This window comes from Dickeya poaceiphila (assembly GCF_007858975.2).
GTDB lineage: Bacteria > Pseudomonadota > Gammaproteobacteria > Enterobacterales > Enterobacteriaceae > Dickeya > Dickeya poaceiphila.
This window is the reverse complement of the sequence record NZ_CP042220.2, coordinates 3,740,874-3,765,565: the sequence shown is the minus strand read 5'-3', so window position 1 is coordinate 3,765,565 and position 24,692 is coordinate 3,740,874. Positions and strand designations below refer to the sequence as shown.

General features: G+C 50.9%; 21 protein-coding genes, 1 tRNA gene and 1 pseudogene. 8 read left to right on the top strand and 15 right to left on the bottom strand.

Annotation, left to right across the window (positions count from 1 at the left end):
- Positions 1–52: 52 nt before the first annotated feature.
- The 6 genes from Dpoa569_RS16930 to Dpoa569_RS16905 all read right to left on the bottom strand — a co-directional run bounded on the left by Dpoa569_RS16930 (position 53) and on the right by Dpoa569_RS16905 (position 7,413).
- A complete protein-coding gene (locus Dpoa569_RS16930; protein WP_042868392.1) occupies positions 53–2,686 on the bottom strand; it encodes a DEAD/DEAH box helicase in 2,634 nt (877 codons plus the stop codon).
- Entirely contained in the window at positions 2,677–4,404 is a 1,728-nt protein-coding gene (locus Dpoa569_RS16925) for a site-specific DNA-methyltransferase (protein WP_042868394.1), read from the bottom strand. The genes Dpoa569_RS16930 and Dpoa569_RS16925 overlap by 10 nt, the downstream gene beginning before the upstream one ends.
- 429 nt (positions 4,405–4,833) lie before the next feature.
- Positions 4,834–5,139: a type II toxin-antitoxin system toxin CcdB gene (gene ccdB, locus Dpoa569_RS16920; RefSeq protein WP_042868396.1), complete on the bottom strand. Its 306-nt coding sequence runs from the start codon at positions 5,137–5,139 to the stop codon at positions 4,834–4,836.
- A 2-nt stretch (positions 5,140–5,141) separates the two neighbouring features.
- Positions 5,142–5,360: a type II toxin-antitoxin system antitoxin CcdA gene (gene ccdA / locus Dpoa569_RS16915; protein WP_038903500.1), complete on the bottom strand. Its 219-nt coding sequence runs from the start codon at positions 5,358–5,360 to the stop codon at positions 5,142–5,144.
- 58 nt (positions 5,361–5,418) lie between these two features.
- Complete coding sequence (gene mobC / locus Dpoa569_RS16910) at positions 5,419–6,162, bottom strand: MobC family replication-relaxation protein (RefSeq protein ID WP_042868399.1); 744 nt, start codon at positions 6,160–6,162, stop codon at positions 5,419–5,421.
- Positions 6,163–7,062: 900 nt separating this feature from the next.
- Complete coding sequence (locus tag Dpoa569_RS16905) at positions 7,063–7,413, bottom strand: hypothetical protein (RefSeq protein ID WP_042868401.1); 351 nt, start codon at positions 7,411–7,413, stop codon at positions 7,063–7,065.
- A 122-nt stretch (positions 7,414–7,535) separates the two neighbouring features.
- Here Dpoa569_RS16905 and Dpoa569_RS16900 point away from each other — a divergent pair, with 122 nt between their 5' ends.
- Complete coding sequence (locus tag Dpoa569_RS16900; RefSeq protein ID WP_128569670.1) at positions 7,536–7,724, top strand: hypothetical protein; 189 nt, start codon at positions 7,536–7,538, stop codon at positions 7,722–7,724.
- Positions 7,725–7,863: 139 nt separating this feature from the next.
- Here the strand turns inward: Dpoa569_RS16900 and Dpoa569_RS16895 are convergent.
- The 7 genes and pseudogenes from Dpoa569_RS16895 to aspA form a co-directional block, all read right to left on the bottom strand.
- Positions 7,864–9,122: pseudogene (locus tag Dpoa569_RS16895) on the bottom strand (tyrosine-type recombinase/integrase).
- A 160-nt stretch (positions 9,123–9,282) separates the two neighbouring features.
- A tRNA-Phe gene (locus Dpoa569_RS16890) sits at positions 9,283–9,358 on the bottom strand.
- 153 nt (positions 9,359–9,511) lie between these two features.
- A complete protein-coding gene (dicD, locus tag Dpoa569_RS16885; RefSeq protein WP_042868404.1) occupies positions 9,512–10,087 on the bottom strand; it encodes a division control transcriptional repressor DicD in 576 nt (191 codons plus the stop codon).
- 71 nt (positions 10,088–10,158) lie between these two features.
- The gene (locus tag Dpoa569_RS16880; RefSeq protein WP_042868406.1) at positions 10,159–11,907 is read right to left on the bottom strand and encodes a protein-disulfide reductase DsbD; all 1,749 of its coding nucleotides are present in this window, start codon (positions 11,905–11,907) and stop codon (positions 10,159–10,161) included.
- The gene (cutA, locus tag Dpoa569_RS16875) at positions 11,883–12,227 is read right to left on the bottom strand and encodes a divalent cation tolerance protein CutA (protein ID WP_042868409.1); all 345 of its coding nucleotides are present in this window, start codon (positions 12,225–12,227) and stop codon (positions 11,883–11,885) included. The genes Dpoa569_RS16880 and cutA overlap by 25 nt, the downstream gene beginning before the upstream one ends.
- A 114-nt stretch (positions 12,228–12,341) precedes the next feature.
- On the bottom strand, positions 12,342–13,643 hold the full coding sequence (locus Dpoa569_RS16870; protein ID WP_042868412.1) for an anaerobic C4-dicarboxylate transporter: 1,302 nt from the start codon (positions 13,641–13,643) through the stop codon (positions 12,342–12,344).
- A 173-nt stretch (positions 13,644–13,816) separates the two neighbouring features.
- Positions 13,817–15,256 carry an aspartate ammonia-lyase gene (gene aspA, locus Dpoa569_RS16865; RefSeq protein ID WP_042868415.1) on the bottom strand — a complete coding sequence of 480 codons (1,440 nt, stop codon included), beginning with the start codon at positions 15,254–15,256 and terminating at the stop codon, positions 13,817–13,819.
- A gap of 443 nt (positions 15,257–15,699) precedes the next feature.
- On the opposite strand from aspA, the gene Dpoa569_RS16860 reads away from it, so the two are divergent.
- The 5 genes from Dpoa569_RS16860 to ubiA all read left to right on the top strand — a co-directional run bounded on the left by Dpoa569_RS16860 (position 15,700) and on the right by ubiA (position 20,131).
- On the top strand, positions 15,700–16,203 hold the full coding sequence (locus Dpoa569_RS16860; RefSeq protein WP_042868416.1) for an FxsA family protein: 504 nt from the start codon (positions 15,700–15,702) through the stop codon (positions 16,201–16,203).
- Positions 16,204–16,409: 206 nt separating this feature from the next.
- The gene (locus Dpoa569_RS16855) at positions 16,410–16,703 is read left to right on the top strand and encodes a co-chaperone GroES (RefSeq protein ID WP_013316258.1); all 294 of its coding nucleotides are present in this window, start codon (positions 16,410–16,412) and stop codon (positions 16,701–16,703) included.
- 45 nt (positions 16,704–16,748) lie between these two features.
- Entirely contained in the window at positions 16,749–18,395 is a 1,647-nt protein-coding gene (groL, locus tag Dpoa569_RS16850) for a chaperonin GroEL (RefSeq protein WP_042868418.1), read from the top strand.
- Positions 18,396–18,730: 335 nt separating this feature from the next.
- Positions 18,731–19,246 (top strand): chorismate lyase, encoded by a 516-nt coding sequence (ubiC, locus tag Dpoa569_RS16845; protein WP_042868420.1) that lies wholly within the window; start codon positions 18,731–18,733, stop codon positions 19,244–19,246.
- Positions 19,247–19,315: 69 nt separating this feature from the next.
- Positions 19,316–20,131 (top strand): 4-hydroxybenzoate octaprenyltransferase, encoded by an 816-nt coding sequence (ubiA, locus tag Dpoa569_RS16840; RefSeq protein WP_050569526.1) that lies wholly within the window; start codon positions 19,316–19,318, stop codon positions 20,129–20,131.
- 39 nt (positions 20,132–20,170) lie between these two features.
- On the opposite strand, the gene plsB is transcribed toward ubiA, so the two are convergent.
- Positions 20,171–22,654, bottom strand: coding sequence for a glycerol-3-phosphate 1-O-acyltransferase PlsB (gene plsB, locus Dpoa569_RS16835; RefSeq protein ID WP_042868422.1), 2,484 nt, complete (start codon positions 22,652–22,654; stop codon positions 20,171–20,173).
- Positions 22,655–22,782: 128 nt separating this feature from the next.
- On the opposite strand from plsB, the gene Dpoa569_RS16830 reads away from it, so the two are divergent.
- Positions 22,783–23,148, top strand: a complete 366-nt coding sequence (locus tag Dpoa569_RS16830; protein WP_146411586.1) for a diacylglycerol kinase — start codon at positions 22,783–22,785, stop codon at positions 23,146–23,148.
- A gap of 109 nt (positions 23,149–23,257) precedes the next feature.
- Positions 23,258–23,869, top strand: coding sequence for a transcriptional repressor LexA (gene lexA, locus Dpoa569_RS16825; RefSeq protein ID WP_042868425.1), 612 nt, complete (start codon positions 23,258–23,260; stop codon positions 23,867–23,869).
- Between the two features lie 225 nt (positions 23,870–24,094).
- Here lexA and zur read toward each other — a convergent pair whose 3' ends face one another.
- Positions 24,095–24,604, bottom strand: a complete 510-nt coding sequence (zur, locus tag Dpoa569_RS16820; RefSeq protein WP_042868427.1) for a zinc uptake transcriptional repressor Zur — start codon at positions 24,602–24,604, stop codon at positions 24,095–24,097.
- Positions 24,605–24,692 lie beyond the last annotated feature (88 nt).

The following is a 24,692-nucleotide window of genomic DNA, read 5'->3' as shown; positions in this document are numbered from 1 at the left end:
AATCAGTGTGGTAAACCTGCCTCTTTGACGGCAGGTTTACCAGATTTCTGTATCAGGAGATTACATGAGATACAGCCTCACGAATTATTGACCAGTCTTTATTTTCAACCCAGACAAAGAGGCATAGACCCTCACTGCGTCTGGCCCACAGTTCTCCGATTCGTTTCTTTTCTCGGCTATCTCGGGTATCACTGATATGCGATCCTTTATACTCAACAGCAACGAGTGGGCCATTGCTCATTTGTATCAAAAAGTCAGGATAGAATCGGTCTGAGGCCGTTTGCAACCAGAAAGAGGTCGGTTTTTTCTCCACATTACGTAACCACCAATCGATACCCTCGAGCCTGTTGGCAATAAATTCGGCACATTCAAATTCTTCTCCAACATCTTTCAGATTACCGATAACGGGATAGAAATGACGTTTGAGCTGAATAAACCCTGCATAACGAAAATCGTAAGCATATCGCCCAGGTTCCAACGACACGGCATGTTCGTCTAGCACTGCGAATTGTGATTCGTCATCAAACAAGTCGTTGAAGATGCGTTGCTTGGCGAGCACTAGCCCTGCTGCCATTTTTCGTTCCAACGCACCGCGCAAACGAAACTTTCGGTAGGCCAATTCGTCCAGAGAGAACTCTCTTTTTTCCAACAAATAATCAACCACTACATTGATCCATGCGACCTTTTTGTCCCGTTCGGAATAAGGGAAAGGTAGATTGCGGTCCAGCCAATAGATCAGATCAGTAGCTTCCCAGCCATGTTCTTTACCAAATAATGCCAGTTGATTATCTAATCGTTCATAAACACTACATTCGATTTTCTCTAGTTGAGAAATATTTAATGCAGCGCGATACATGGTTTCTACATCATGGGTGAATTCGCTATCAGAAAGCACTGGGTCAAAATCCTCTATTTCCCAGTCAGCATCTAAAAGTGGAGTTTCATCAAACACATCAAAGAACCCAGATTGCCGGTATGTGAGTAAAGGTATATGCGCAGTATGTCCCCGATCTGCGGGTGTTATTTCCTTTTGTAGTGACGCATTTTGTCTGGATGACGCCATTTCAAGCCGGTTGAGAACGTCTTTAGCAATTTCTGGATGCTTGAATGTGTCGGCCAATTGTTGGATCTGTTTATTATTAGCGCCACCTTTTAATGTCAGAGTACCGCTCTCTGGTGAGATCTCTAGCTTGTCACGAAGTGATTTCGGTAAGGTTTCCAGAGCGCTTTCATCTGGAAGGACGAGACTATTATCGGATTCGGGTAAAGGAATAACCAAATCGCCTTGGGGCGCGAAGAGATCTCCTGTTGATGGCGGTTCTCCGTGGGTTTGAATCAAACTTTGTGTTTCGAGTCGTTCAAAACCACTTTGAACTAATCCATCACGCAATCCCTGAACTGTTGTCGCAAATTCTGATGATACGACGTAGGCATAACAACGATTAAGTGCCTCATGTAATTTTCTTTTAACATGCGGCATACGTAATATTCGGCCGAGGATTTGTTCTACCGCCGTAGCGGAAGTAGTATTGCGGAAAGAGAATAGCACATACGCAAAAGGGCAATCCCATCCTTCACGTAATTTATCGACAGTAATTATGAACTGAGGATAGTCAGGAGCCCCCGGTTTTTTACCCGATAATTCATCTTGAGCTCCTGTCGCTACAGCGATGGTATCAGCAGGTATGTTGAAATCATTAATCAGATGCTGTTTAACGCGCTCCGGCGTAAATGTCTCTTGCTCTTTTGCTTGGCGCTCGGCTTGTATCAACATCACAACAGGTTTGATTACTTCACCGGTTTGCTGGAATTCCTGAGCAGCCTCTTCTTCCAACTGCCGTAGTCGGCTAATAGCTTCTGCCATAGACCGCTGCCATTCTGGATGAACCGTGAGCTCCAAAGGTAACTTCAGCATATCTTCCGCTTGCAAGGTTGCAGCGGAGACACTCCTGAGGACATTGGATGGTTGATTTGCACGGTCAGGGGTTGCGGTCAACTCAAGTATGCACGCGGGGTTAAAGCGGACAAGCGTGTCGACAGCCAAGGGGGTTCCCTGATTATGAGCTTCATCAACAATAACAAAAGGGTGGCGTAGCCGGATGACATCCATGAGAGAATGTTCCCCTTTTTGTTCTGACGAAGTACCAGAGAAATGCGGCATTAGGCTGCCGTTTTGACGATAGACTCTCAAACCATCGTCAGTATCTCGCTTAAAACTCTGCATTGTGGCGACGATAATTGTGTTTCCGGTATTTAACGTGGCTGGTTGTATATATAAAGCTTCTTGAATATCCAACACATGTACTGAACCGAACAGATCACGCATATCTTGGTATAGTAGTTCCCCCGGCGTTTTCAGTGAGTGAAGTGTTTGTTCACGAATGGGATCTGATGGAACCAGCCATAAGATTAGGGCGTGCTCTATACCAAGAAAATAGTCGTTAACGCGTTTTATCGACTGACCGGCGATACGGGTTTTCCCGCCACCGGTTGGAACCCGTAAACAAATATAAGGTATCTCTTCTGCGCCAGGTAAGGGGTAATAAGGCAGTGCTCGGCCGAAACCTTTGAGTGTTGATTCGCGGAAAGCCTCTGCTGGATCTTGCAATTCTCTACAGCGGGAAAGGTACGAAGAGAAATCATCAAGAAGTTGTTCCTGATATGATTTCAGACTGTTCAGAGCCATGTTTTCACCGCCAGTTCATAAGGAAGTTGATGGAAGGTAATGCCTAACTGATTGAGTTTCTTCTTATCAAACCTGGAGCGAGCGCCATATACGACTCGCGTACCGGAAAAATGTGGTGGGATGATTTCATCAAGAAACTTCAGGGAACGATTATTAAGAACATTACCGCCAATATCTGAGCGATCTTTCAATATGCCGTTGTACAGAAGAAACACGGCTTTTTCCTGATGTACACCGAGGAATGGTGTGGCTGGCTGTTCCTTGGTTAAAGGTGATACCGTTAAGCCTGATCCGGTTTCCATAAACCAAACGAATTGACGAAGTTGGTTGAATGTCACATCGTGGCGAATAGGGCCATCCGGTAGAAATAATGGGTCTTTGGAAAGACGAAAATATTTGAAACCACCATCTAACGGGGCAGTATATTTTCCTTTAGCATTTTTATATCCCGTACAGATACGCCTTACTCTTTCTGATGTTACATTTTTTGAGATATTTTCATCCATTTCTACGAGAATAAATTTACGATTCCCACCATCTTCGGAATTTTGTTGTAATACTGCGTGAGCCGTAGTTCCTGAACCAGCAAAACTATCTAAAATAATGTCATTTTTACTGGTTGAGAAAGATATAAGATCTTTTATTATCTGAGTTGTTTTAGGATAGTCAAAATGACGTTTGCTCTCAGGGAAAATGTCTTTAATTTCATTTGTTCCTGTCCTACCATCAAGCTCATAAACACTAGATAACTTTGCCTGATAATCTTTAAGATAAACCTTTAGCTCAATAATTTTGGTTTCATCTTTACCAAAAATAATGCGTTCCTCTTCAATAAGCCTATGCATTGTTTCTTGTGGGAAACGATATCCCATTAAAGGCTCTTTACACGGTTTTTTAGTCACTGGGTGAATAACATCGTAGCGATAACCTTCTTTCCCTGGGTTGTGAACACCACGAATTCCTGTATATATTCCATGTTCATCTATAAACTTATAGTCTTGAAATGGCCATATGTATGGTTTATTATCCTTTAACCAATTCTTGAAGTTAATATCTCTGTTTTCTTGGTCTATTGTTTTGGATAAAATTATTTTTTCTATCTCAAGCATTTTTTCTTTACTTGCTATAGTGGATGATTTCCAGATTCTATCCAACTGTGATTTTTTTCGTGCAAAACAAACTATATATTCATGCTCAGGAACAATTCTAGTTGGATTATTGTCTGTGGCATTTTTCCATGCTATCGTGCCGACGATGTTTTCCGTTCCAAATATTTCATCCATTAATAGTCGTAATGATGAAATTTCGTTATCGTCAATAGATACAAAAATAACACCATCATTACGAAGAAATTGTTTTAACAATACTAATCTAGGATACATCATGCATAGCCAGCGGTCATGACGATCTAAAGTTTCACCTTCTTTACCGACAACCTCCCCTAACCATTTTCTAATTTCAGGGCTATTGACGTTATCGTTGTATACCCAACCTTCATTTCCAGTATTATAAGGAGGGTCGATATAAATACATTTAACTTGACCTGCATAACGCGGTAATAATGCTTTCAGTGCGTGTAAATTATCGCCTTGAACAATAATATTCCCACTATCGTCTTGTCCATGAGATAAATCAGCATCATGCTCAAGCAAACGAAAGGGAACATCTTTGTGATGCTTAATAACGGCTTCTTTGCCGATCCAATTTAACGTTGGCATTAGTCAGGATCCTGTCCAGTTTTATTATGCTGAGGGCAGGAGTTAGGTCGTGTAATACCGGTCAGCGGATATTCAATCCGGTGCGTCTTTTAGGTAAAAAATAATTTTAAGTCATTGTATTTAAATGATATTTAATCAATGTAGTTGAATACTCCCGAGAAGTGTTAAAATCATACTGTTTATCATATAGCTGGCTGAGGGGCTGGCTGGAAGTGGAATGGCGTCACGCACCGGATTGAATAGAAAGTTGGTTTTTATTCACATATCCATGAGTAAATATCTCAATAAGGCGGCGTCCATCAAAAGCGCGGGGTAATGGTGTTAGCTAATAGATAACTTATTAAATTTACTAGCATTTATGAAATGCTAGTAATGTTCGGTCGGGGGCGCGCTAAACGTAAGATTCAATGCGAACACGCTGAACTTCTCTCAAATCCCCCAAAACATAAGATTAATCGCATCCTTAATCTCATCGGCGTAGTCGCCAAGGTCCGCGATAGCCTCACCAATGACCTCAGCGGGAACGCTCGATAGCTCCGTCGTCATCAGCCGATAGTCTTCGCTGTCGATGCGGATCAGAGGGAACAGCGTTTTATTCACTTTCTCAGACAGGTGATGCGATTCGATAAGAGGTATGACCATGCGCCGCTTAGGTGTCTCGACAATATCACTCTGCACATCAACAAACATTTTGTAGTGGCTGGCACGTTTGTATTGATAAACAATGAATTGCATGATCACCAGTTCCTGTTTTCATCTGCAAATGAGCCATGCTGTGCGATAAATCGGGTGACTTCTTCCATTCCTTCGCGGTTTTCCTTTTTCCACTCTTCTGCCTTAATGCGGCGGGCTTCTTTGCCAATTGCATCGTTCACCAGTCCAGAAATATTGACTCCGGCGGCACTCAGAACCTGATAATTGTCTTTGTCCACGGTAACGCTGACGCGGTGTTTCATGATAGTGCTCCTCTCTTGTGTATACTTTGAGTATATACTTCACATGATTGTTCAGCAATTAGCCAAGATTCAAATCCAACCCCTTCAACTCCCCAACCGTATAAACCCGAAAAACATTGCGGTGCTTCGCTTCCAGCGGGATGCGCTGATGACTGACGATGGCGTATTTCACGCTATTGAACATCCGTTCAATAGCTCGCTTTATCTGCGGATCGGGCACGATATAGAAGACGTACATCCAAAGTTTTTGAGTTCGAGTTATCAAATGTTGGGTGATAATTGCCTGATAACGGGCCTTGGTTTTCAAATGGCGTTCAGTCTCAATGGCGATGACGGTTCCGTCTGGTAACGTTATCACCCCGGCCGGGCGATGATATACCTCATAGCGGCTGCGGAAGGTTGAATCAGCGCCGCTGAGCCACCCATAAGCGCCTTTCTTCTCAAGAAGGAGCCGTGCTAGCTGACGATCAAGGCGCTGCATCAGCGTCCAGCCAGTGACTTTCGAGGGCTCAAACCGTGCAGGAAAGCCATCCTCATGGGGTGTGACGACAACGGATAATCCGTCATTGGTGATGCCCCACAGAGAGATTTTCACCATTCTGGTGTTTATTTCATGCTTTTGGACCAACCCCATGCTAATAGCTTTCGCCAGCAGCAGATAAAGCGGCTTGTGATTTTTATAATCAAAAAGCAGCATTAGCGTTTTAAAATCACTGTAGGTTTCTTCTTTCAGAAAGGTGAGCAGAAGTCGCATTTTTTCGTGACTACGCATCCGGCGTTTACGGTAATCGGAAATCAGCATGGTTCCTCCTTCGCGTGTTACCGGGTTGTTCGCTCTTTCGGTTTTATCGCCTCATGACATCGGCTCAGATTTCCGTGAATGGCATGTGTCCATGCGATGCGCCGACAGCGTGAGGCGAATGGGGAGGCCGCTTCGCAGCCATGTGCCGGAAAATACATTTCCCGGCACGGAACGGCGTGTGCCAGTTCATGCGGGCTGGACGCCCTTATTGCCTGGCACATGGGGGTAATGTCGCGGCTGGACGCCACGCCAAAACCCCCAACGTCAACGGCGGCACACCGTCGCGCGCTACGCGCGACTACCCCCTTTGAGACGCCGTTTTTCGCCCACTTTTTCTTTTGCCCGTGCCGGTCAGCGAAAAAATGGGAAAACGCCTTCAGAGTGGGTAGTCGCGCCTCGCTACCGGCTGGTGGCCGGAGACTTAGCGGCGACGGTGTGCGGGGCTGTCGCCCCCCAAATAAACCGACGCGTGGGCGCGTCTTTTTGCTCGCTGGGGCGGCAAAATTTATTCGGCTCCCCCCGGCCAGCTCGGTTTCCCTTGGGGGAAACGCTCGCCGGTGGGTTCGGGCGACGCAAATGAGCCCTTTCTGCGAAAGGGCATTGACTCGCCTCACGCCACGGTTGAATGCCCGCGAGGCGCAGGCATTCAACCGCCTAAATCCGTCGCGTCCTGCGTCGTGCCTGGATGGCCTGTTGAGCGCTGTCAGCGTTGCGAAAATAAAACGTGCTGGCATGTCTTCTCCCTGCTGAAATCAGCCGATAGGGAACGCTATCGGGAAAAAGGGAGGATGCCTGCAAACAACTCAATATCGGATGGGAAGAATTATTGTTATTCAGTTATGAAAGCAAAAAAGCCCTGACCGTGAGTCACTCACGGCAGAGCTTTAATCAGGCTCGGGTTCAGAGGCTTATCGGGCGGCTCGGTGCGTGTGCGCGTCTGTGCATATCGTTAAGCGCCGGGATGAGTAGGCTGATGGCATTTAGCCCATGCCCCAACTGGCATAAACTTTCCGGCGTGGATTCGCACACGTCATTATCGGCAAAGGTAATCAGCGCATCGCCAATGAAATTCAGGCAATGACACAGCCCGGCGCTGGTTTCGGCGCAATACTCTGCCACCTGCGAGAGTTCGTCATCGTCCATGTTTGAAAAATCCAGACGAGCCAGCGCGGCATTCATGGCGGAATACAGGCTCTCGCAATCCGGCAGTGATTGGTAAGACGAGCCCGTGTTACTATCGGTGTCAGCCATAGCATTAGTCTCCTTAATGTTGTGGTCAGAAGCCCGGTGAGTGTTCCTAGCACTGCCGGGCTTCGCTCTTTATCGTTGCAAAATACCGTGTAATTGCGGTGTAATTACAACAAGACCATGCTATGGAATTTGTAATTACAATGTCAAGTGAAAAGTCAAAAACAGACCAGTATCAGATTCGACTGTCCCACGAGTTTCGGGCGCAATTGGAAAAACAAGCTCACAAGGATGGCGACAAGACATTGGCTACATGGATAAAGCGTATTCTGCGCAAAGAACTCCAGACCCGAGGCATCGAACCCAAAGGTTAACGGTGATTCGGGCAGTTGATGTCGCAGATCCTAACGTGTAAGAAACGTTTGGCAGAATGCCCGGATGATTTTACGACAACGCTCCTGACGGGTTTTCTATCACATAGAAAGCCCGTCAGGAGCCAACAAGCGCAGCGCGTTAGCCAGCCGTATAACTCCGTGCATAAATATACGGTGCGACGTAGCCTTCGCGGTTTACGTCCAGATAATCTGACCACCATTGCATCATTTCGATTCTGGCTTCCAGATGCTCCGCTTTATGCACATAAGCCGCCCGTACGCCGTTGCGCTCTTTGTGGCTCATCTGCACTCAATGGCGTCTTTTGACCAGCGCCCGGACTCGTTCAGCGCGCTACAGGCCATGGTTCTGAAACCATGCCCACAGATTTCGGTTTTGGTGTCGTAACCAATTACGCGCAGTGCCTTGTTGATGGTGTTCTCACTCATCGGCTTGTGCAGTGTATGTGCGCCCGGAAAAACAAAGACCGACTCGCCGGAAATCGTCTGAATCTGTTTCAGCAGGGCGACCGCCTGCCGTGACAGCGGCACCAGATGTTCATCCTTCATTTTTGTGCCACGCTCTGAAAATCTCACGCCGTTTACCGCTTCACGCTGAGCGGGCACGCTCCAGATATGCGCTTTGAGGTTGAATTCATCCCAGCGGGCAAAGCGCAGTTCACTGGAGCGCAGAAACACATGCAGGTTCAGCTCCAGCGCCAGACGGGTGAGCATCCGGCCTTTGTAGATGTCAATCTTCGCCAGCAGTTCAGGCAGGTGTTTTAGCGGCAGGGCGGGGTGATGTTGGGTCGCTATCGGGGTTACGACGCCGTCCAAATCGTAAGCCGGATTATATTTGATGACGCCCTGTTGTACACCGTGGCGCATGATTTTGGTCAGATGCTGGCGCACCCGTCCGGCGACGTCATGCACCCCTTTATCGTCAATTTCCTTAACCAACTGCGCCAGATGGCGAGTTTCAACCTGAGCGATATCCATTGCGCCAATCGCGGGGAAAACGTAGCGTTTCAGGCAGATGAGGATTTTATCGGCGTGCGCGTCTGACCAGAGCTTGAGGCTGCTGGTGTGCCACGCCTGAGCGATATACTGGAAGGTGTGGGATTCCTCAACGGCGGGGTTGTTCGCTTTGCGAAGCTGAGAAGGGCTGGTGCCGGATGCCAGTAGCTTACGTGCTGCATCGCGCTTTTCGCGGGCTTCCGCCAGCGTGGTTTGAGGGTAGGGGCCAAAAGCCAGACGGTTTTCTTTACCGCCGAAGCGATAGCGGAAATACCATAGCTTAGCGCCGTTGGTCGATACCGTGAGGTACAGGCCTTGCGAGTCAGCGAGCTTATAAGATTTTGCGAGAGGTTTCGCGGATCGGACTTTGCTGTCAGTTAACATATGAGGGTCACTCCCGTTCATCGAACTGAATGACCCGCAATCTGACCCACAAATTCCCCGATACGAAGGGATAAATCAAAACGCATCGGAAAAGTTTTTACACCAACTTATTGAATCACAACAATATAGGGATTGATAAGGAAGCATAAAAAAGGAAAGGTGGTGCCCGGACTCGGAATCGAACCAAGGACACGGGGATTTTCAATCCCCTGCTCTACCGACTGAGCTATCCGGGCAACGGGGCGCATTAAACCGGATTCAGGCTGCCTCGTCAACGTGAATTCACCCACTTTTTGATGGTTTGACTGCTTTTTCAGCGTTTATGCATTTTTTGCGCAAATAAGCAGCGCATCGCCGATGGAATTATCAATGAGGGCGTAGTGAAGACATTACGCCAGCGCGCCGTGTTTACGGCACATGGCGACGCGCAGTACGTCTTCTGCCAGCCGCTTTGCTACCGTCACGTCGGACAACTGGCGTTTTACCAGCAACTTACTCAGGCAGCCTTCCAGAATCAGTTCCAGCTGTAATGCCACCATGTCTGTATCGTCGGTTTCCAGTTGTTCCAGCAACGCTTTGGTGTACTGATATGACGCCTGTTTTTGTTGTTCGGCAATCTGGTGAATTGGGTGGAGCGGGTCTGGAAACGCACTACAGGCAGCGATGAACAGGCAACCGGGAAAACGATACTGGCTGACGGCGTCCTGTAGCCGTTGATAGCGTACCAGCAGCTTCTGTTCGGGCCTGAGTTGTTCATCTACGAATACCTGCTGGCGCCAGATATTCACCTGCTGGCTATGGTAGCGCAGGCTGTCGTACAACAAGGCTTCACGGTCGGGCCAGAAGGGCTGTAGCTCGGCAGGAGAAATGCCCAACTGATCGGCCAGTATCTCTAGCGTCGTGCCGGCGAATCCACGCTGTTCCAGCAAGGCCAGCGCTTGCTCCAAGACTTCTTCCCGTTGCATCATGCTTCTCCTGCTCTGTGCCATCACTAACCAGTGTGGTTTATCTCCGGCATCTTTCAAGTTGAATCGCGCTAGCGCGCGAGTGTCTGCAAATGTGCGGCAAAAGCGGCGGCGTCCATGAAGCCGGTAACGCGCGAACCCGGAATTTCCCGACCATTGGCGTCGAAAAACAGAATAGTCGGCAACCCCAGCACATGCAGATGTTGCAGCAGCGTCCGCTGAGCCTCTGCGTTGGCGGTGACATTCGCCTGCAATCGTTGCATGGAAGACAGCGATTGCTGCACTGTCGTGTCACGGAAGGTGTATTTTTCGAACTCTTTGCAGGCTACGCACCAGTCGGCGTAGAGATCGAGCATGGTGATACGGTTGCCGCTGCGGCTCAGCGCCGTGGTCAGTTCGTCCAGCGTATTGGTTGGTGTAAAGCGCAGTTGGCTGGTGTTGGTTGACTGCGCCTGTACCGGTGCGAATAACCAGTCCTGCAATGGCCTTGCCGCCAGCAGCGCGCCCAAAAACAGCAGAATTTGTATGACTCTCATGCCGCCGGCATGACTGCGCAGGCTGAGGGCAAACGCCCAGCCGAAAAACGCCACGCCGAGCAGTGCCCACATGCGCCACTCCCAGGTATCGCCCAGCACTCTTCCCAGCAGAAATACCGGTAGCGCCAGAATCACAAACCCAAACCCCTCTTTGACGTGACTCATCCAGGGGCCGCGCTTGGGTAACAACCGGTTGCCGAACAGGGTAATGACCATCAATGGCAGCCCCATACCGAGCGCATACAAATACAGCGAGCCGCCGCCGGCCAGCAGGTTACCGCTCTGAGCGATGTACAACAGCAGCGCGCTGAGCGGCGCGGTGGTGCAGGGCGAGCAAATCAGCCCAGCCAGTGCGCCCATGGCGAAGACCCCGGCAACAGAGCCGCTTTGCTGGCGATTGCTCCACAGCGTCAGGCGGGTTTGCAGCGATGACGGTAGTTGCAGGTTATAGACGCCGAACATCGACAACGACAGTGCCACAAACATCATTGATAGCCCAATCAGCACATAAGGATGCTGCAATGCCGCCTGAAAACGCAGCCCTGCCGCCGCAACAATCAGGCCGAGCACGGTGTAGGTCAACGCCATTCCCTGCACATACACCAGCGTTAGCAGCAGCGTGCGACCTGCGGATAAGCGTTGCTGGTGACCAAGAATCAGCCCGGAGATCAGCGGATACATCGGCAATACGCAAGGCGTGAACGCCACGCCGATACCAATCAACAACGCCCACAACGGCGAAAACGGCAGCGTCGGCGTATGCGTGGCGTCTGGCTGCGGCACGATGGCGGCTGGCGTTGCAGACGTGTCGGTGTTTGTCGTACTGGCATTTATCGAACTGGCGTTTGTTGCACTCAGCGGTATCGAACGGGTTTCCGGCGGGTAGCAGAACCCTGCGTCGGCACAGCCCTGATAAGTGATGCTCAACGTAGCACCGGACGGCACATTACGCAGAGGGACGTTGAGTGTCAGCGACTGGCGGTAAATAGAAACATCACCAAAGAATTCGTCACGGTGTGATTCGCCCGGTGGCAGCGTCACACCCGGTGGCGCGATAAGCGTGCTATCCAGCTTGATTTGCTGGCGATACAGGTAGTAGCCAGGGTGAATCTGCCAGCTGACGGTCAGTTGATCGCCATGCTGTTGAAAATCCAACGAGAAGGCTTGGTCGACCGTCAGAAACTGAGACTGGGCGCTGCGCCCGAACGGGTTTTGCGCCGGGGCTTGCGTACTGAAAAGCAGGCTGAGGCACAGAACCGTCAGCGTAAGGATGCGTTGAGCCATGAGAGATAATCACTGTCGCCACCCTCGACCGGCAGCACCAGCAGTTCTGGTGTCTGGTAAGGATGTTGTTGTTTCAGATGAGTCAGCAGGGCGGACTGGTGTGCTCTGTCACTTTTCAGCAGCAGTTGAATTTCTGTCTGCTGTTCCAGTTTGCCTTCCCAGTGATACAGAGAAGTGGCGCCTGGCAATAAGGTGACGCAAGCAGCCAGACGTGCGTTCAGCGCAGATTGGGCCAGCTGTTTGGCGCAGTTTTCATCGGGCGCGGTGCACAGTATCACCACCGCGTTGTTGGATAACGGATTGTCGCTGGAGTCTGACATCGTAACCTCGATAACGCTAACGGTAGACACACTATACCGTGGCAGGGTGGCAATCGTAAGGCCGGATCGGCGTTAGAGCACCGATCCGGAAAAGCGTGGCGATGTGGTAGGGGGTTACAACACCATGTGACCGACGATAAAGCCAAGGATGACCGACAACGAAATTGCCACCACGCCGGGGATCAAAAACGCGTGGTTGAAGACGTATTTGCCGATGCGCGTTGAGCCTGTGTCATCCATTTCTACTGCTGCCAGCAGCGTGGGGTAAGTGGGTAGAACAAACAGCGCCGATACCGCAGCAAATGAGGCGATTGCCGTCACCGGGCTGACGCCCAACATCAACGCCGCAGGCATTAGCGCCTTGGCGGTGGCTGCCTGAGAGTAGAGCAGCGTTGCAGCGAAGAACAGCACCACTGCCAGCATCCACGGATGGTTTTGCAACAATGTGCCCGCCGTGCTCTGAATATCGGCAATGTGTGCTTTGACGAAGGTATCGCCCAGCCAGGCTACGCCCATCACGCACACGCAGGCGCTCATGCCAGACTTGAAGGTACTGGCGCTGAGGATCTGTGCGGTATCGACGCGGCAGGTGATGCAGATAAGCGTGGCGATAGTCAGCATAAACACCACAATCGCTTCATTACGCGGCAATACCGGGTTATGAATCAGCCCGACGTTATCGCTGATTGCAGTGGCGTACAGCACAACGGCGATAATACCGATCAGGAATAGCCCGACCGAACGTTTGGCGCCGGGTTTCAGTACCGACTGACTATGACTGCGCAGCGAGACTTCACCTTTGCGCAGACGTTCCTGATAGACCTCATCATCTTTCAATTCCTTGCCAAGGAAATTGGTGAGCATGGCTGTCAGCAGGATAGCGATCAGCGTACTGGGAATGCAGATGCCGAGCAGTGCCAGATAGCTCACGCCTTTCGGTTCGAGTATGCCGGCGACGAAAACCACCGCAGCCGAAATAGGCGATGCCGTGATGGCGATTTGCGAGGCGACTACTGCGATAGACAGCGGACGAGACGGGCGGATGCCTTGTTCCTTTGCCACTTCGGCGATAACCGGCAAGGTGGAAAAGGCAGTATGTCCGGTGCCCGCCAGCAGCGTCATGAAATAGGTCACCAATGGGGCGAGAAAGGTGACATAACGTGGTTTACGACGCAGCAGCTTTTCCGCCAGACTGACCAGATAATCCATGCCGCCCGCTATCTGCATCGCGGCGATAGCGGCTATCACCGCCATGATAATTTCAATCACATCGAATGGAATAGCACCCGGTTTGATGTGAAACCCTAGCGTCAGCACCAGTACGCCGAGTCCACCGGCAAACCCGATACCGATACCGCCGAGCCTGGCGCCCAGATAAATAGCGAGGAGTACGATAAATAGTTCCAGAATAAGCATGTTGTTGTTCCTTCTGATTTTGTTGCCCGTGACATTGCAAAACGTCTTTCCATATCTTTTTCTTATAGTTATGGCTAAAGGTTGGCCTTTTGCGGCGCGGAAAAAAGAGTGGATAGAACAAAGGCACGCAGCCCTAACGGACTGACGTGCCTTACAGAGAAGACGGTGCGGAATTAGGACGCGTCTTGATCTTCGGTGTAGCGTTTGGCCTTGTAAGCCGGGTGCATCAGGTTTTGCACCGAGAAGATGTCATCCAGCTCGGCTTCGGTCAGCAGACCGCGTTCCAGCACCACTTCACGCACGCTCTTACCGGTTTCGGCGCAAATTTTGCCGACGATGTCGCCATTGTGGTGGCCGATGAACGGGTTCAGGTAGGTGACGATACCGATGGAGTTGAATACGTAGGATTCGCAGACGTCTTTATTGGCGGTGATGCCTTCGACGCATTTCTCCAGCAGGTTGTAGCAGGCGTTGGTCAGAATGTGGGTAGATTCAAACATGGCCTGGCCAATGACGGGTTCCATCACGTTCAACTGCAACTGACCGGCTTCGGCTGCCATCGTGACGCAGGTGTCGTTGCCAATCACCTTAAAGCACACCTGATTGACCACTTCCGGCACGACCGGGTTGACCTTGGCGGGCATGATTGAGGAACCGGCCTGCAGTTCTGGCAGGTTGATTTCATTCAGGCCAGCGCGCGGGCCGGAGGAGAGCAGGCGCAGGTCGTTACAGATCTTGGACAGTTTGACTGCCAGACGTTTCAGCGCGCTGTGTACCATGACGTAGGCGCCGCAATCGGAGGTCGCTTCGATCAAGTCTTCCGCCGGTACGCATGGCAGCTTGCTTACTTCCGCCAGTTTTTGCACCGCCAGTTGCTGGTAGCCGTCCGGCGTGTTGAGACGGGTACCGATAGCGGTAGCGCCCAGGTTTACTTCCAGCAGCAGCTCCGCCGTGCGCAGCAGGTTCTTGTTCTCTTCGTTCAGTAGCACATTGAAAGCATGGAACTCCTGGCCCAGCGTCATCGGCACGGCATCCTGCAACTGGGTGCGACCCATCTTCAGGATGTTATCGAATTCTTTGGCTTTATTCTGAAAGCCCTCGCTCAGTACCGTCACGGCTTCGACCAGTTTCAGAATGCAGGTGTATACCGCAATACGAAAACCGGTGGGGTAAGCATCGTTGGTGGACTGGCATTTGTTGACGTGATCATTGGGGTTCAGGTACTGATATTCCCCTTTTTTGTGGCCCATCAGTTCCAGACCGATGTTAGCCAACACTTCGTTGGTGTTCATGTTGACGGATGTGCCTGCACCGCCCTGGAACACGTCAACCGGGAATTGGTCCAGGCATTTACCATTGACCAGAACTTCGTCGCAGGCTTTGATGATGGTGTCGGCAATCTTGCGCGGTATGGTTTGAAGTTCACGGTTGGCCATGGCAGCGGCTTTTTTAACCATTACCATGCCGCGTACGAACTCCGGAATGTCGCTGATTTTCTGGTTGCTGATATAGAAGTTTTCTATAGCACGCAAGGTATGGACGCCGTAGTACGCATCAGCCGGAACTTCTCTGTTACCTAACAGATCTTCTTCAATACGAATGTTATCTGACATGAGAGCCTTCTCTTATACTTCTGTCGATTAGAATTTATAGGATGTATCGTCTTACCGTGGAGGACAGCAGCAGAATGTTCAACCATCGTGCTTGCTGTTATTGCTATGATATTCTGTTGCCTTGCCAGAATTCCGTTGCCTTGATCACAGATGGGCAGTCATCTCCTTCTTGCCATATGAACTGTGATGAGAGTCATGACCGTCGCGCAGAAATAAACAGATACCTCGTCGCCATGGTTGAAAAAAAGCCCTTGCACTACCATTTCCTGAGTAGCGCTCGCCAGTAATGGGTAATGGCGTGTTCAAGTATAAAGTACTATGCCAGACCAACTGGTCGTATCTTCATACCTGATCGTGATAATAGCGCGGGGTAAGTAATGCCGCCTCGCGGTGTTGAGTAATTTTTTATATCAATGGGTTAAAATTAACCTCAGGAGTTTTTGGTGCGCTGGTTACCACTTTTGTTGATTTTTTTGTTTGTTTACATCGAAGTCTCCATTTTCATTCGGGTGGCCGACGTGTTGGGTGTTGCGGTCACTCTGCTACTGGTAGTGATGACATCCTGCGTTGGGATCTCCATGGTGCGTAACCAGGGAATGAAGAACATCATGCTGATGCAACAACGCTTGCAGGCAGGGGAAAGCCCGGCTGCGGAACTGGTCAAAAGCGTTTCGTTGATACTGGCTGGTTTCCTGCTGGTCGTGCCGGGTTTTTTCACCGATTTCCTCGGATTACTGCTGTTGTTGCCGCCGGTACAAAAGCATTTGACGCTCAAGCTGATGCCGCATTTGCAAATCTGGCGTGGCCGCTCAGGGCCGGGTAACCATGGTGGACAAGGCAATGTGTTTGAAGGCGAATTTCAACGCAAGGATAACCAGGATCAACTGGATAAACCCGTTAATGACCACCGCGACGGCAACCCACCCAATGATTCTTCGCATCGCTAAGTTCGTTTTTTGACGTGAGTGAATCGGCGTTCAGCGAGCTTGCAGACAAGGTTTCACAGAAAAATTTCACTTAACGCAAAAAAAATTTTTTTCCTCCCTTGAAGCGCTGTGAAACGTCCCCACTTAGTTCACCACAAGGCCGGATGTGAGGGTACACCCGGTGTTTAACCTAAGCTGATATGGACTTTCTCAAAGGAGAGCTATCAATGAAAATTCGTCCATTGCATGACCGCGTAATCGTCAAGCGCAAAGAAGTTGAGTCAAAATCTGCTGGCGGCATCGTTCTGACCGGTTCTGCAGCGGGTAAATCCACCCGTGGTGAAGTCCTGGCTGTTGGCCATGGTCGCATCCTGGAAAACGGTGAAGTGAAACCGCTGGACGTGAAAGTAGGCGATATCGTCATTTTCAATGATGGCTATGGCGTGAAGACGGAGAAGATCGACAACGAAGAGGTGTTGATCATGTCTGAAAGCGACATTCTGGCGATTGTTGAAGCCTAATCTTACGTAATCATCTGAACGAAACGAATTTAAGGGAAACTACCAATGGCAGCTAAAGACATCAAATTCGGTAATGACGCTCGGGTAAAAATGTTGCGTGGCGTTAATGTGCTGGCTGATGCAGTAAGAGTGACACTGGGTCCGAAAGGCCGTAACGTAGTGCTGTTCAAATCCTTCGGCTCGCCGACCATCACCAAAGACGGCGTGTCCGTTGCGCGCGAAATCGAACTGGAAGACAAGTTCGAGGATATGGGCGCTCAGATGGTGAAAGAAGTTGCCTCTAAAGCCAACGATGCAGCAGGCGACGGCACCACCACCGCGACAGTACTGGCTCAGGCTATTGTTAACGAAGGTCTGAAAGCCGTTGCTGCGGGCATGAACCCGATGGATCTGAAACGCGGTATCGATAAAGCGGTTATCGCTGCTGTAGAAGAACTGAAAAAACTGTCCGTTCCTTGCGCCGATACCAAAGCTATCGCTCAGGTAGGTACCATCTCCGCCAACTCCGACGAAACCGTGGGCAAGCTTATCGCTGAAGCCATGGAAAAAGTAGGTAAAGAAGGCGTGATCACCGTGGAAGAAGGCTCCGGTCTGCAAGACGAGCTGGACGTGGTTGAAGGTATGCAGTTTGATCGCGGCTACCTGTCTCCGTACTTCATCAACAAACCGGAAACCGGTTCTGTTGAACTGGAAAGTCCGTTCATCCTGCTGGCTGACAAGAAAATCTCCAACATCCGCGAAATGCTGCCGGTGCTGGAAGCTGTTGCCAAAGCTGGCAAACCGCTGCTGATCATCGCTGAAGACGTAGAAGGCGAAGCGCTGGCAACGCTGGTGGTTAACACCATGCGCGGTATCGTGAAAGTCGCTGCTGTCAAAGCTCCGGGCTTCGGTGATCGTCGTAAAGCTATGCTGCAGGACATCGCTACCCTGACTTCTGGTACTGTGATTTCTGAAGAAATCGGTCTGGAGCTGGAAAAAGCCACTCTGGAAGATCTGGGTCAGGCCAAACGTGTGGTTATCAACAAAGACACCACCACTATCATTGATGGCGTGGGCGACGAAGCGGCAATTCAGGGCCGTGTGACTCAGATTCGTCAGCAGATTGAAGAGGCGACTTCCGACTATGATCGTGAAAAACTGCAAGAGCGCGTAGCTAAACTGGCTGGCGGTGTTGCGGTTATCAAAGTTGGCGCAGCCACTGAAGTCGAAATGAAAGAGAAGAAAGCCCGCGTTGAAGATGCGCTGCACGCGACCCGTGCTGCCGTTGAAGAAGGCGTGGTTGCCGGTGGTGGCGTGGCGCTGGTGCGCGTAGCGGCGTCTATCAGCAAACTGACTGGCGACAACGAAGATCAGAACGTAGGTATCCGTGTTGCACTGCGCTCTATGGAAGCACCGTTGCGTCAGATCGTATCTAACGCGGGTGAAGAGCCGTCTGTGGTTGCTAACAACGTGAAAGCCGGTGAAGGTAACTACGGTTACAACGCTGCGACTGAGCAGTATGGCAACATGATCGACATGGGTATTCTGGACCCGACCAAGGTAACCCGTTCTGCTCTGCAGTACGCGGCTTCTGTGGCTGGCCTGATGATTACCACCGAATGTATGGTCACCGAACTGCCGAAAGGCGACGCGCCTGATTTAGGTGCTGCCGGCGGTATGGGCGGAATGGGTGGTATGGGCGGTATGATGTAATCTGCCACGTAACTGCAGCGATATTCTCGCTGTGGTGCCTGTCACACGAAAAAACTACCCGGCCACGCCGGGTAGTTTTTTTTAATGGCCGTAAGCCAACCTGGATGTCCCTTGTAATGGTAATGCACGTTCTGTGCGAACGTACATCATGTGCGTGACGCCCCACTGGTTTGCAACAAAATGTGAGATGAGCGGGTATGTTGTTTGAAATTCATGCAAATCGTTAACGTACGGTTCGAAGCCGGTTATCAGCGTGCAATTCTTCGCTAGAATAAGCATCTGCGCTACAATTAGCAGCGTATTTTATTTATTAAACACCAGGTGGAATGGGATAAATGTCTGATGAGGCGTTGGCTAGCCTGCACTCGGTTGAGTGGTGCGCGCCCGAAGATTTACCTGCGTCCGTGGCGGATTGGTTGGTTTACCGCGATTCGATGACGCGCCGTCTGGAACGGTATTGTATGCGATTGACCGTGCAGGTCGGCAAAGAGCAGTTTGTGTCGTCGCTGGATATGGCTGGTGAGCCGGAGTTGTTGCCGCTGAGTGAGCGCTATTGGCTACGTGAGGTAACGCTGTTAGGTGACGGCAATCCCTGGTTATTTGGTCGCACGGTAATACCGGAGCAGACGCTGGAAGAGGCTGATATTGACCTGACGCAGGTCGGTAATACGCCTCTGGGGCGTTATTTGTATTTACAAGGGCCACCGCCGCGCGATGTCATTCAAACTGGTCGATGCGGATCATTGTGGGTGCGGCGTTCACGTGTGCTTTTGTCGGGCAATCCGTTGCTGATCACCGAGCTATTTTTGCCGGATGCCCCCGTTTATTTCCCCGACGCCCATCAGGGCTGAGTGCAGAAGGAGAATCAGGCGTTGGAACGATTGTTAACGTCAGGACGCTGGGGCGCGTATTTCCGTTTGATGCGTATCAATAAGCCGATTGGCACCCTACTGCTGTTATGGCCGACACTGTGGGCGCTGTGGTTGGCAGGGCGTGGAACGCCGGCTCCCTGGACGCTGTTGGTGTTTGTCGCCGGGGTGTTCCTGATGCGTGCGGCAGGGTGTGTGATTAATGATTACGCCGACCGCCATTTTGACGGGCATGTTAAACGTACTGCGGCACGCCCGTTGCCTGCCGGATTAGTGAGCGAACAATCTGCCAAGGTACTGTTTGTCATACTGGTGTTGCTGGCGTTTGGCCTGGTGCTGACCATGAACCCGTTGACTATCTGGCTATCGGTTGCTGCACTGGCATTGGCCTGGGTATACCCGTTTATGAAGCGAGTCAGTCATCTGCCGCAACTGGTGCTGGGTGCGGCGTTTGGCTGGTCTATCCCGATGGCTTACGCCGCTGTGAGCGAGTCGTTACCTGCTACCTGCTGGCTCATGTTTTTTGCCTATATCTGCTGGACTGTGGCCTATGACACCGAATACGCGATGGTTGACCGCGATGACGACCTCAAGGTCGGGATAAAATCTACTGCTATCTTGTTTGGTCGTTATGACACCTTGATTATTGGCCTGCTACAACTGATGACGCTGGTGGCGATGCTGGCGCTGGGTCGGATGATGGGGTTGGGACAGATTTTCTACTGGTCAGTGCTGGTGGCAGCGGTGTTGTTCGCTTATCAGCAGAAACTGATTGCCCGGCGTGAGCGCGAAGAGTGTTTCCGGGCGTTCCTCAATAACAATTATGTTGGCATGGTGCTGTTTTTCGGCATTCTGTTTGGTCTGTAACTAACAACTCGCCCTGCGGCATCTCCGCAGGGCGAGTTGTTATTCCGCATCTTCCTTTTCTACCAGACTAACGACGGGTTCGTTGCCGCTGTCGCTGCTCTCTTGTGCCAGACTGGCGCTTTCAATCGTCAGCTTCACTTCCGGGGTAAGTAGTTCGCCCAGAATGGTATACATCGCCTGGACGTGCTCCAACACCGCTTCACCACTGTCACCGACATACCCTTCGTTACGCAACGTGTTGACCAGCGTAGAGAACACCGCTTTATCGAAAAATTCTGGCGCGTTGATGCCATGCAACACTGAGAGGCGTTGAGCCATGCTGCGGCTTTCTTTCTCCAGCGCTCCCCGGCTTATCGTGGGGTTGGCGTTCAGCAATGCCAGAGTAATAGCATAACGCTGTAGTGTTTCGCGGACACCCGCAGCCAGCAATTGCAGCGTACGGATACGTGCGGGGTGTAACTCCAGCACGTCATCCTTGCTCAAAATGAGTTGCTGACGCGCCAGTTCCGCAACTAATTTGTCCAGCACGTCAGCCAGTTCAGCTTTTTCGTAATGCAGGAACAATTCAGCCTGCAGCAGTGGGTAAATCAGTGTGATTTGACGTAACAGTTCCGCAGTGGTGATGCGACGGCAATACATCACAATACTGGCAACCAGCGACGGCAGCACCAGCATATGATGGATGTTATTGCGGTAGTACGTCATCAGTACTGCCTGCTCTCGCGGCAGGACAATAATATCGCCGACGTTGTCTTTCTCTACCTCGAACTTGTCCATGCTCAGTGCATGATCCAACAGCTCGGCAGCGGTTTTGTTCGGTACCGTGATATCGTTGCTGTAAGGAACGTTACGTAGTAGTTGCAGATAACACTCCAGCTGTTCTTCCATCTGCTCGCGTGTTAGCGCTCGCTGACGTGAGGCCAGCAACGCGGTACAGCACAGGTTCATGGCGTTGGCCGCTGCTGCGTTATTGATACGCACCATGATGTCGTCGGCGATATCCTGTACGGTGGGTGTCAGCCAGGCTGGGCGCTGCGGGTCGATAGGGTCGATAGCGTCACGCCATTGCGGTACATGGTTGTTGAGGTAGGTGGTTAGCGACAGCGGTTCACCGACATTAACGTACCCCTGACCAAGATTGCGTAATTTACGCAGCCCCCGCATCATCTGCAGGAAGCCCTCTTTCTCTTTCGTGGCACCGCGCAACTCTTTAGCGTAGGTTCCCACTTCCATCACATGCTCATAACCGATGTAAATCGGCACCAATGTGATAGGTCGGGGACCGCCGCGCAACATTGCCTGGATGGTCATCGACAGCGTGCCGGTTTTGGGTTCCAGTAAACGACCCGTGCGGGAGCGGCCACCTTCGACAAAGTATTCCACCGAATAGCCGCGGGTAAACAACTCGCCCAGATACTCGCGGAACAGCGTGGAGTAGAGCTTGTTTCCTTTGAAGGTGCGTCGGATGAAAAATGCGCCCAGACGACGGAAAACCGGGCCTGCTGGCCAGAAGTTAAGGTTAATGCCGGCAGCGATATGCGGTGGCACCAGCCCTTGATGGTAGAGCACGTAGGAGAGCAGCAGATAATCCATGTGGCTGCGGTGACAGGGAACATAGACGATTTCATGCCCATCCTGCGCCAGTTGGCGCACCCGCTCGGCATTGTGCACGTTGATGCCCTGATACAGACGGTTCCAGGTCCAGCTCAGCACCCGGTCAGAGAGTCTGACGGCTTCATAAGAGAAGTCGGCGGCAATTTCTTCCAGCAGGGTAATGGCATTTTGCTGGGCCTTGTCATGGGAAATCTTCTTGACCCGTGCTTCATCATCAATCGCCTTGGCGATAGCATGGGAGGACAACAACTTATTGAACAATTCCTGACGGACCGGCAAACGCGGACCAACAGTTGCCAGCCGCAGACGTGAGAAGTGCATACGGGCTACGCGCGCCAGCTTATGGGCGATAGTCTTGTCGGTGCCGTGCTCAGTTGCCATATAACGCAGCGATACGGGGACGGAGAAGCGCACAAAACTGTCGCGCCCCAGCCATAAAACGGCGAAGAATTTCTCGATGCCGTTCAACAGGCGCAGGTGTGGGGTGTCCTGACTTTGTCCCTCACGGCCTGGTGAACGACCGAACATGACCGAAACCGGCACCATCTGTATGTCGAGTTCCGGATTGTTACGGTGCAGATCCAGATAGTCGTGGAACAATTTTATCGACTGCTGTTTGGGTACGTAGTAACGAAACAGGCGTGGGCCATCGTTGACGAACACGTGGCTCGGCAGGGTTTTCCCATCGATCTGTAGCGGTTGCAATGGGTCCGGCAGACTTAGCTCCAGACATTTGGTGCGCAGAGTCAGCAAATCTGCCTTGGAGTTGTAGGGCAGGACATAGAAAATTGGCCGCGTCGGATCCAGTCGTTGCTCATTAACGGGGTCCTGTGGAATAACCTTACTTCTTACCAGTAATTTTAGCGGGAAATTCAGTAGTTTATAGTAAATTATACGCCAACCTGACATAACAACCAGAAGCCTCTTGTTAGCAATTCGGGCCAAGGATACCAGAAACCAAACAGGATATCTGTGGTGATGAAACCAGGGGGGCGCGTTAAAATCATGACCAATCACAAATTAAAGGCGGAGTACGCATGAACAAAGCAACCGGAATGACCCGAATTATCAAAGCGACGGGTTATTCGCTGCAAGGGTTGAAACAGGCATGGCGGCATGAAGCGGCGTTTCGCCAGGAAGTATTGCTTACGCTTGTCGCGGTAATGATTGCCTGCTGGCTACCGGTTTCCATGGTTGAGCGGTTGCTATTAATCGGTTCTGTCGTGCTGATCGTGCTGTTTGAACTGGTCAATAGCGCTATTGAAGCCGTAGTGGACCGGGTTGGGATGGATTACCACGAGTTATCTGGTCGGGCTAAAGATATTGGTTCGGCGGCAGTATTCGTTGCCTGTTTGTTGGCCGCGGTGGTATGGGGAGCGATACTGTGGAACCGTTTTGCGTGACGATTTGCATAATCACAGAAAAATCCGTGCAATCGTGATATCGCGGTTCCCATCGGCACTTTCCCTGTATATACTCACAGCGAGACTGTATAAACAAACAGGGGGCGGAATGAAAGCGCTAACTACCAGACAACAGCAGGTTTATGATCTGATTCGCGATCATATTTCACAAACCGGTATGCCGCCCACCAGGGCCGAAATTGCCAGTCAACTTGGCTTTCGCTCGCCAAATGCAGCTGAAGAGCACCTCAAGGCGCTGGCGCGTAAAGGCGTCATTGAAATCGTCACCGGTGCTTCGCGCGGTATTCGTCTGCTGATGGAAGAAGAAGATCAGGGACTGCCGTTAATTGGCCGTGTTGCCGCAGGTGAGCCGTTGCTGGCACAGCAGCATATTGAATGTCACTATCAGGTAGACCCGGCGATGTTTAAGCCCAGCGCTGATTTTTTGCTGCGGGTAAGTGGTATGTCGATGAAAGACATCGGTATTCTGGACGGCGATTTACTGGCGGTGCATAAAACGCAGGATGTACGTAACGGTCAGGTCGTGGTGGCGCGTATTGAAGATGACGTGACGGTCAAACGGCTGAAAAAACAAGGTAATATTGTGCAACTGCTGGCAGAAAATAAGGATTTCGCGCCAATCGTTGTCGATTTGCGTGAACAGAGTTTCTCCATTGAAGGTTTGGCGGTCGGTGTTATCCGCAACAGTGACTGGAGCTGATGCCCTTGTTTCAGCTCGCCTTATCGTGGGTGGTGATGACAACCGCCCATTGAGGTAGCTTGTCTGGATGAACGCCTGTATTTGCCGGTTGCGTTACAACGTGGTTGATCACCGAAGTGGGATGCAGACAAGCGTGTTTAGGAAGATTAATGTATTTCGGAAGAATGGTGTGAAGTAATGCTCCACACTCGGCAGGCATTTTCCATCATTTAACGTTTTTCACATTTAACGTTTTTTCACCATGATGCTGTGATCATGATTACAGCTGTCCCGATGCTCGCAAGACTCCACTTTCAGGCATTCGCCACACAAGCCGTGAGCTTCCACCACACTGTGGCGTAGGGCAAAGCCCGCCTGCTTCGCCAACTGGTGCAGGGTTTCCTCAATACCTTCTGTCTGGCGTTCTGTCACTTGCCCACAACGATCACAAATAAATAGCGCCGACGTATGACTATGCTCTTCGAAATGATGGCACAGCACATAACTATTGGTGGACTCTACTTTGTGGATAAAGCCTTGTTCCAGAAGAAAATCCAGTGCGCGATAAACAGTAGGCGGTTTAGCCTGGGGTTCGGAAACACGGAGCAGATCCAGCAGATCATACGCGCTGATAGCACCAGGTTGCTGGGCCATCAATCGCAATACCTCTTGACGCTGAGGAGTCAGACGCACGTTGCGTTGCTGGCAAAGCTGTTCAGCCTGGGCAACAAGTTTGTCCGGATTGGTTGAGTCCATTGCAGTAACCCTGAAGCGAGTGTGAAATTATGGCGGCATCTTACCATGACTGGACAAAAACGCCGAGACGGCGGCTTCAAGGTTGTTC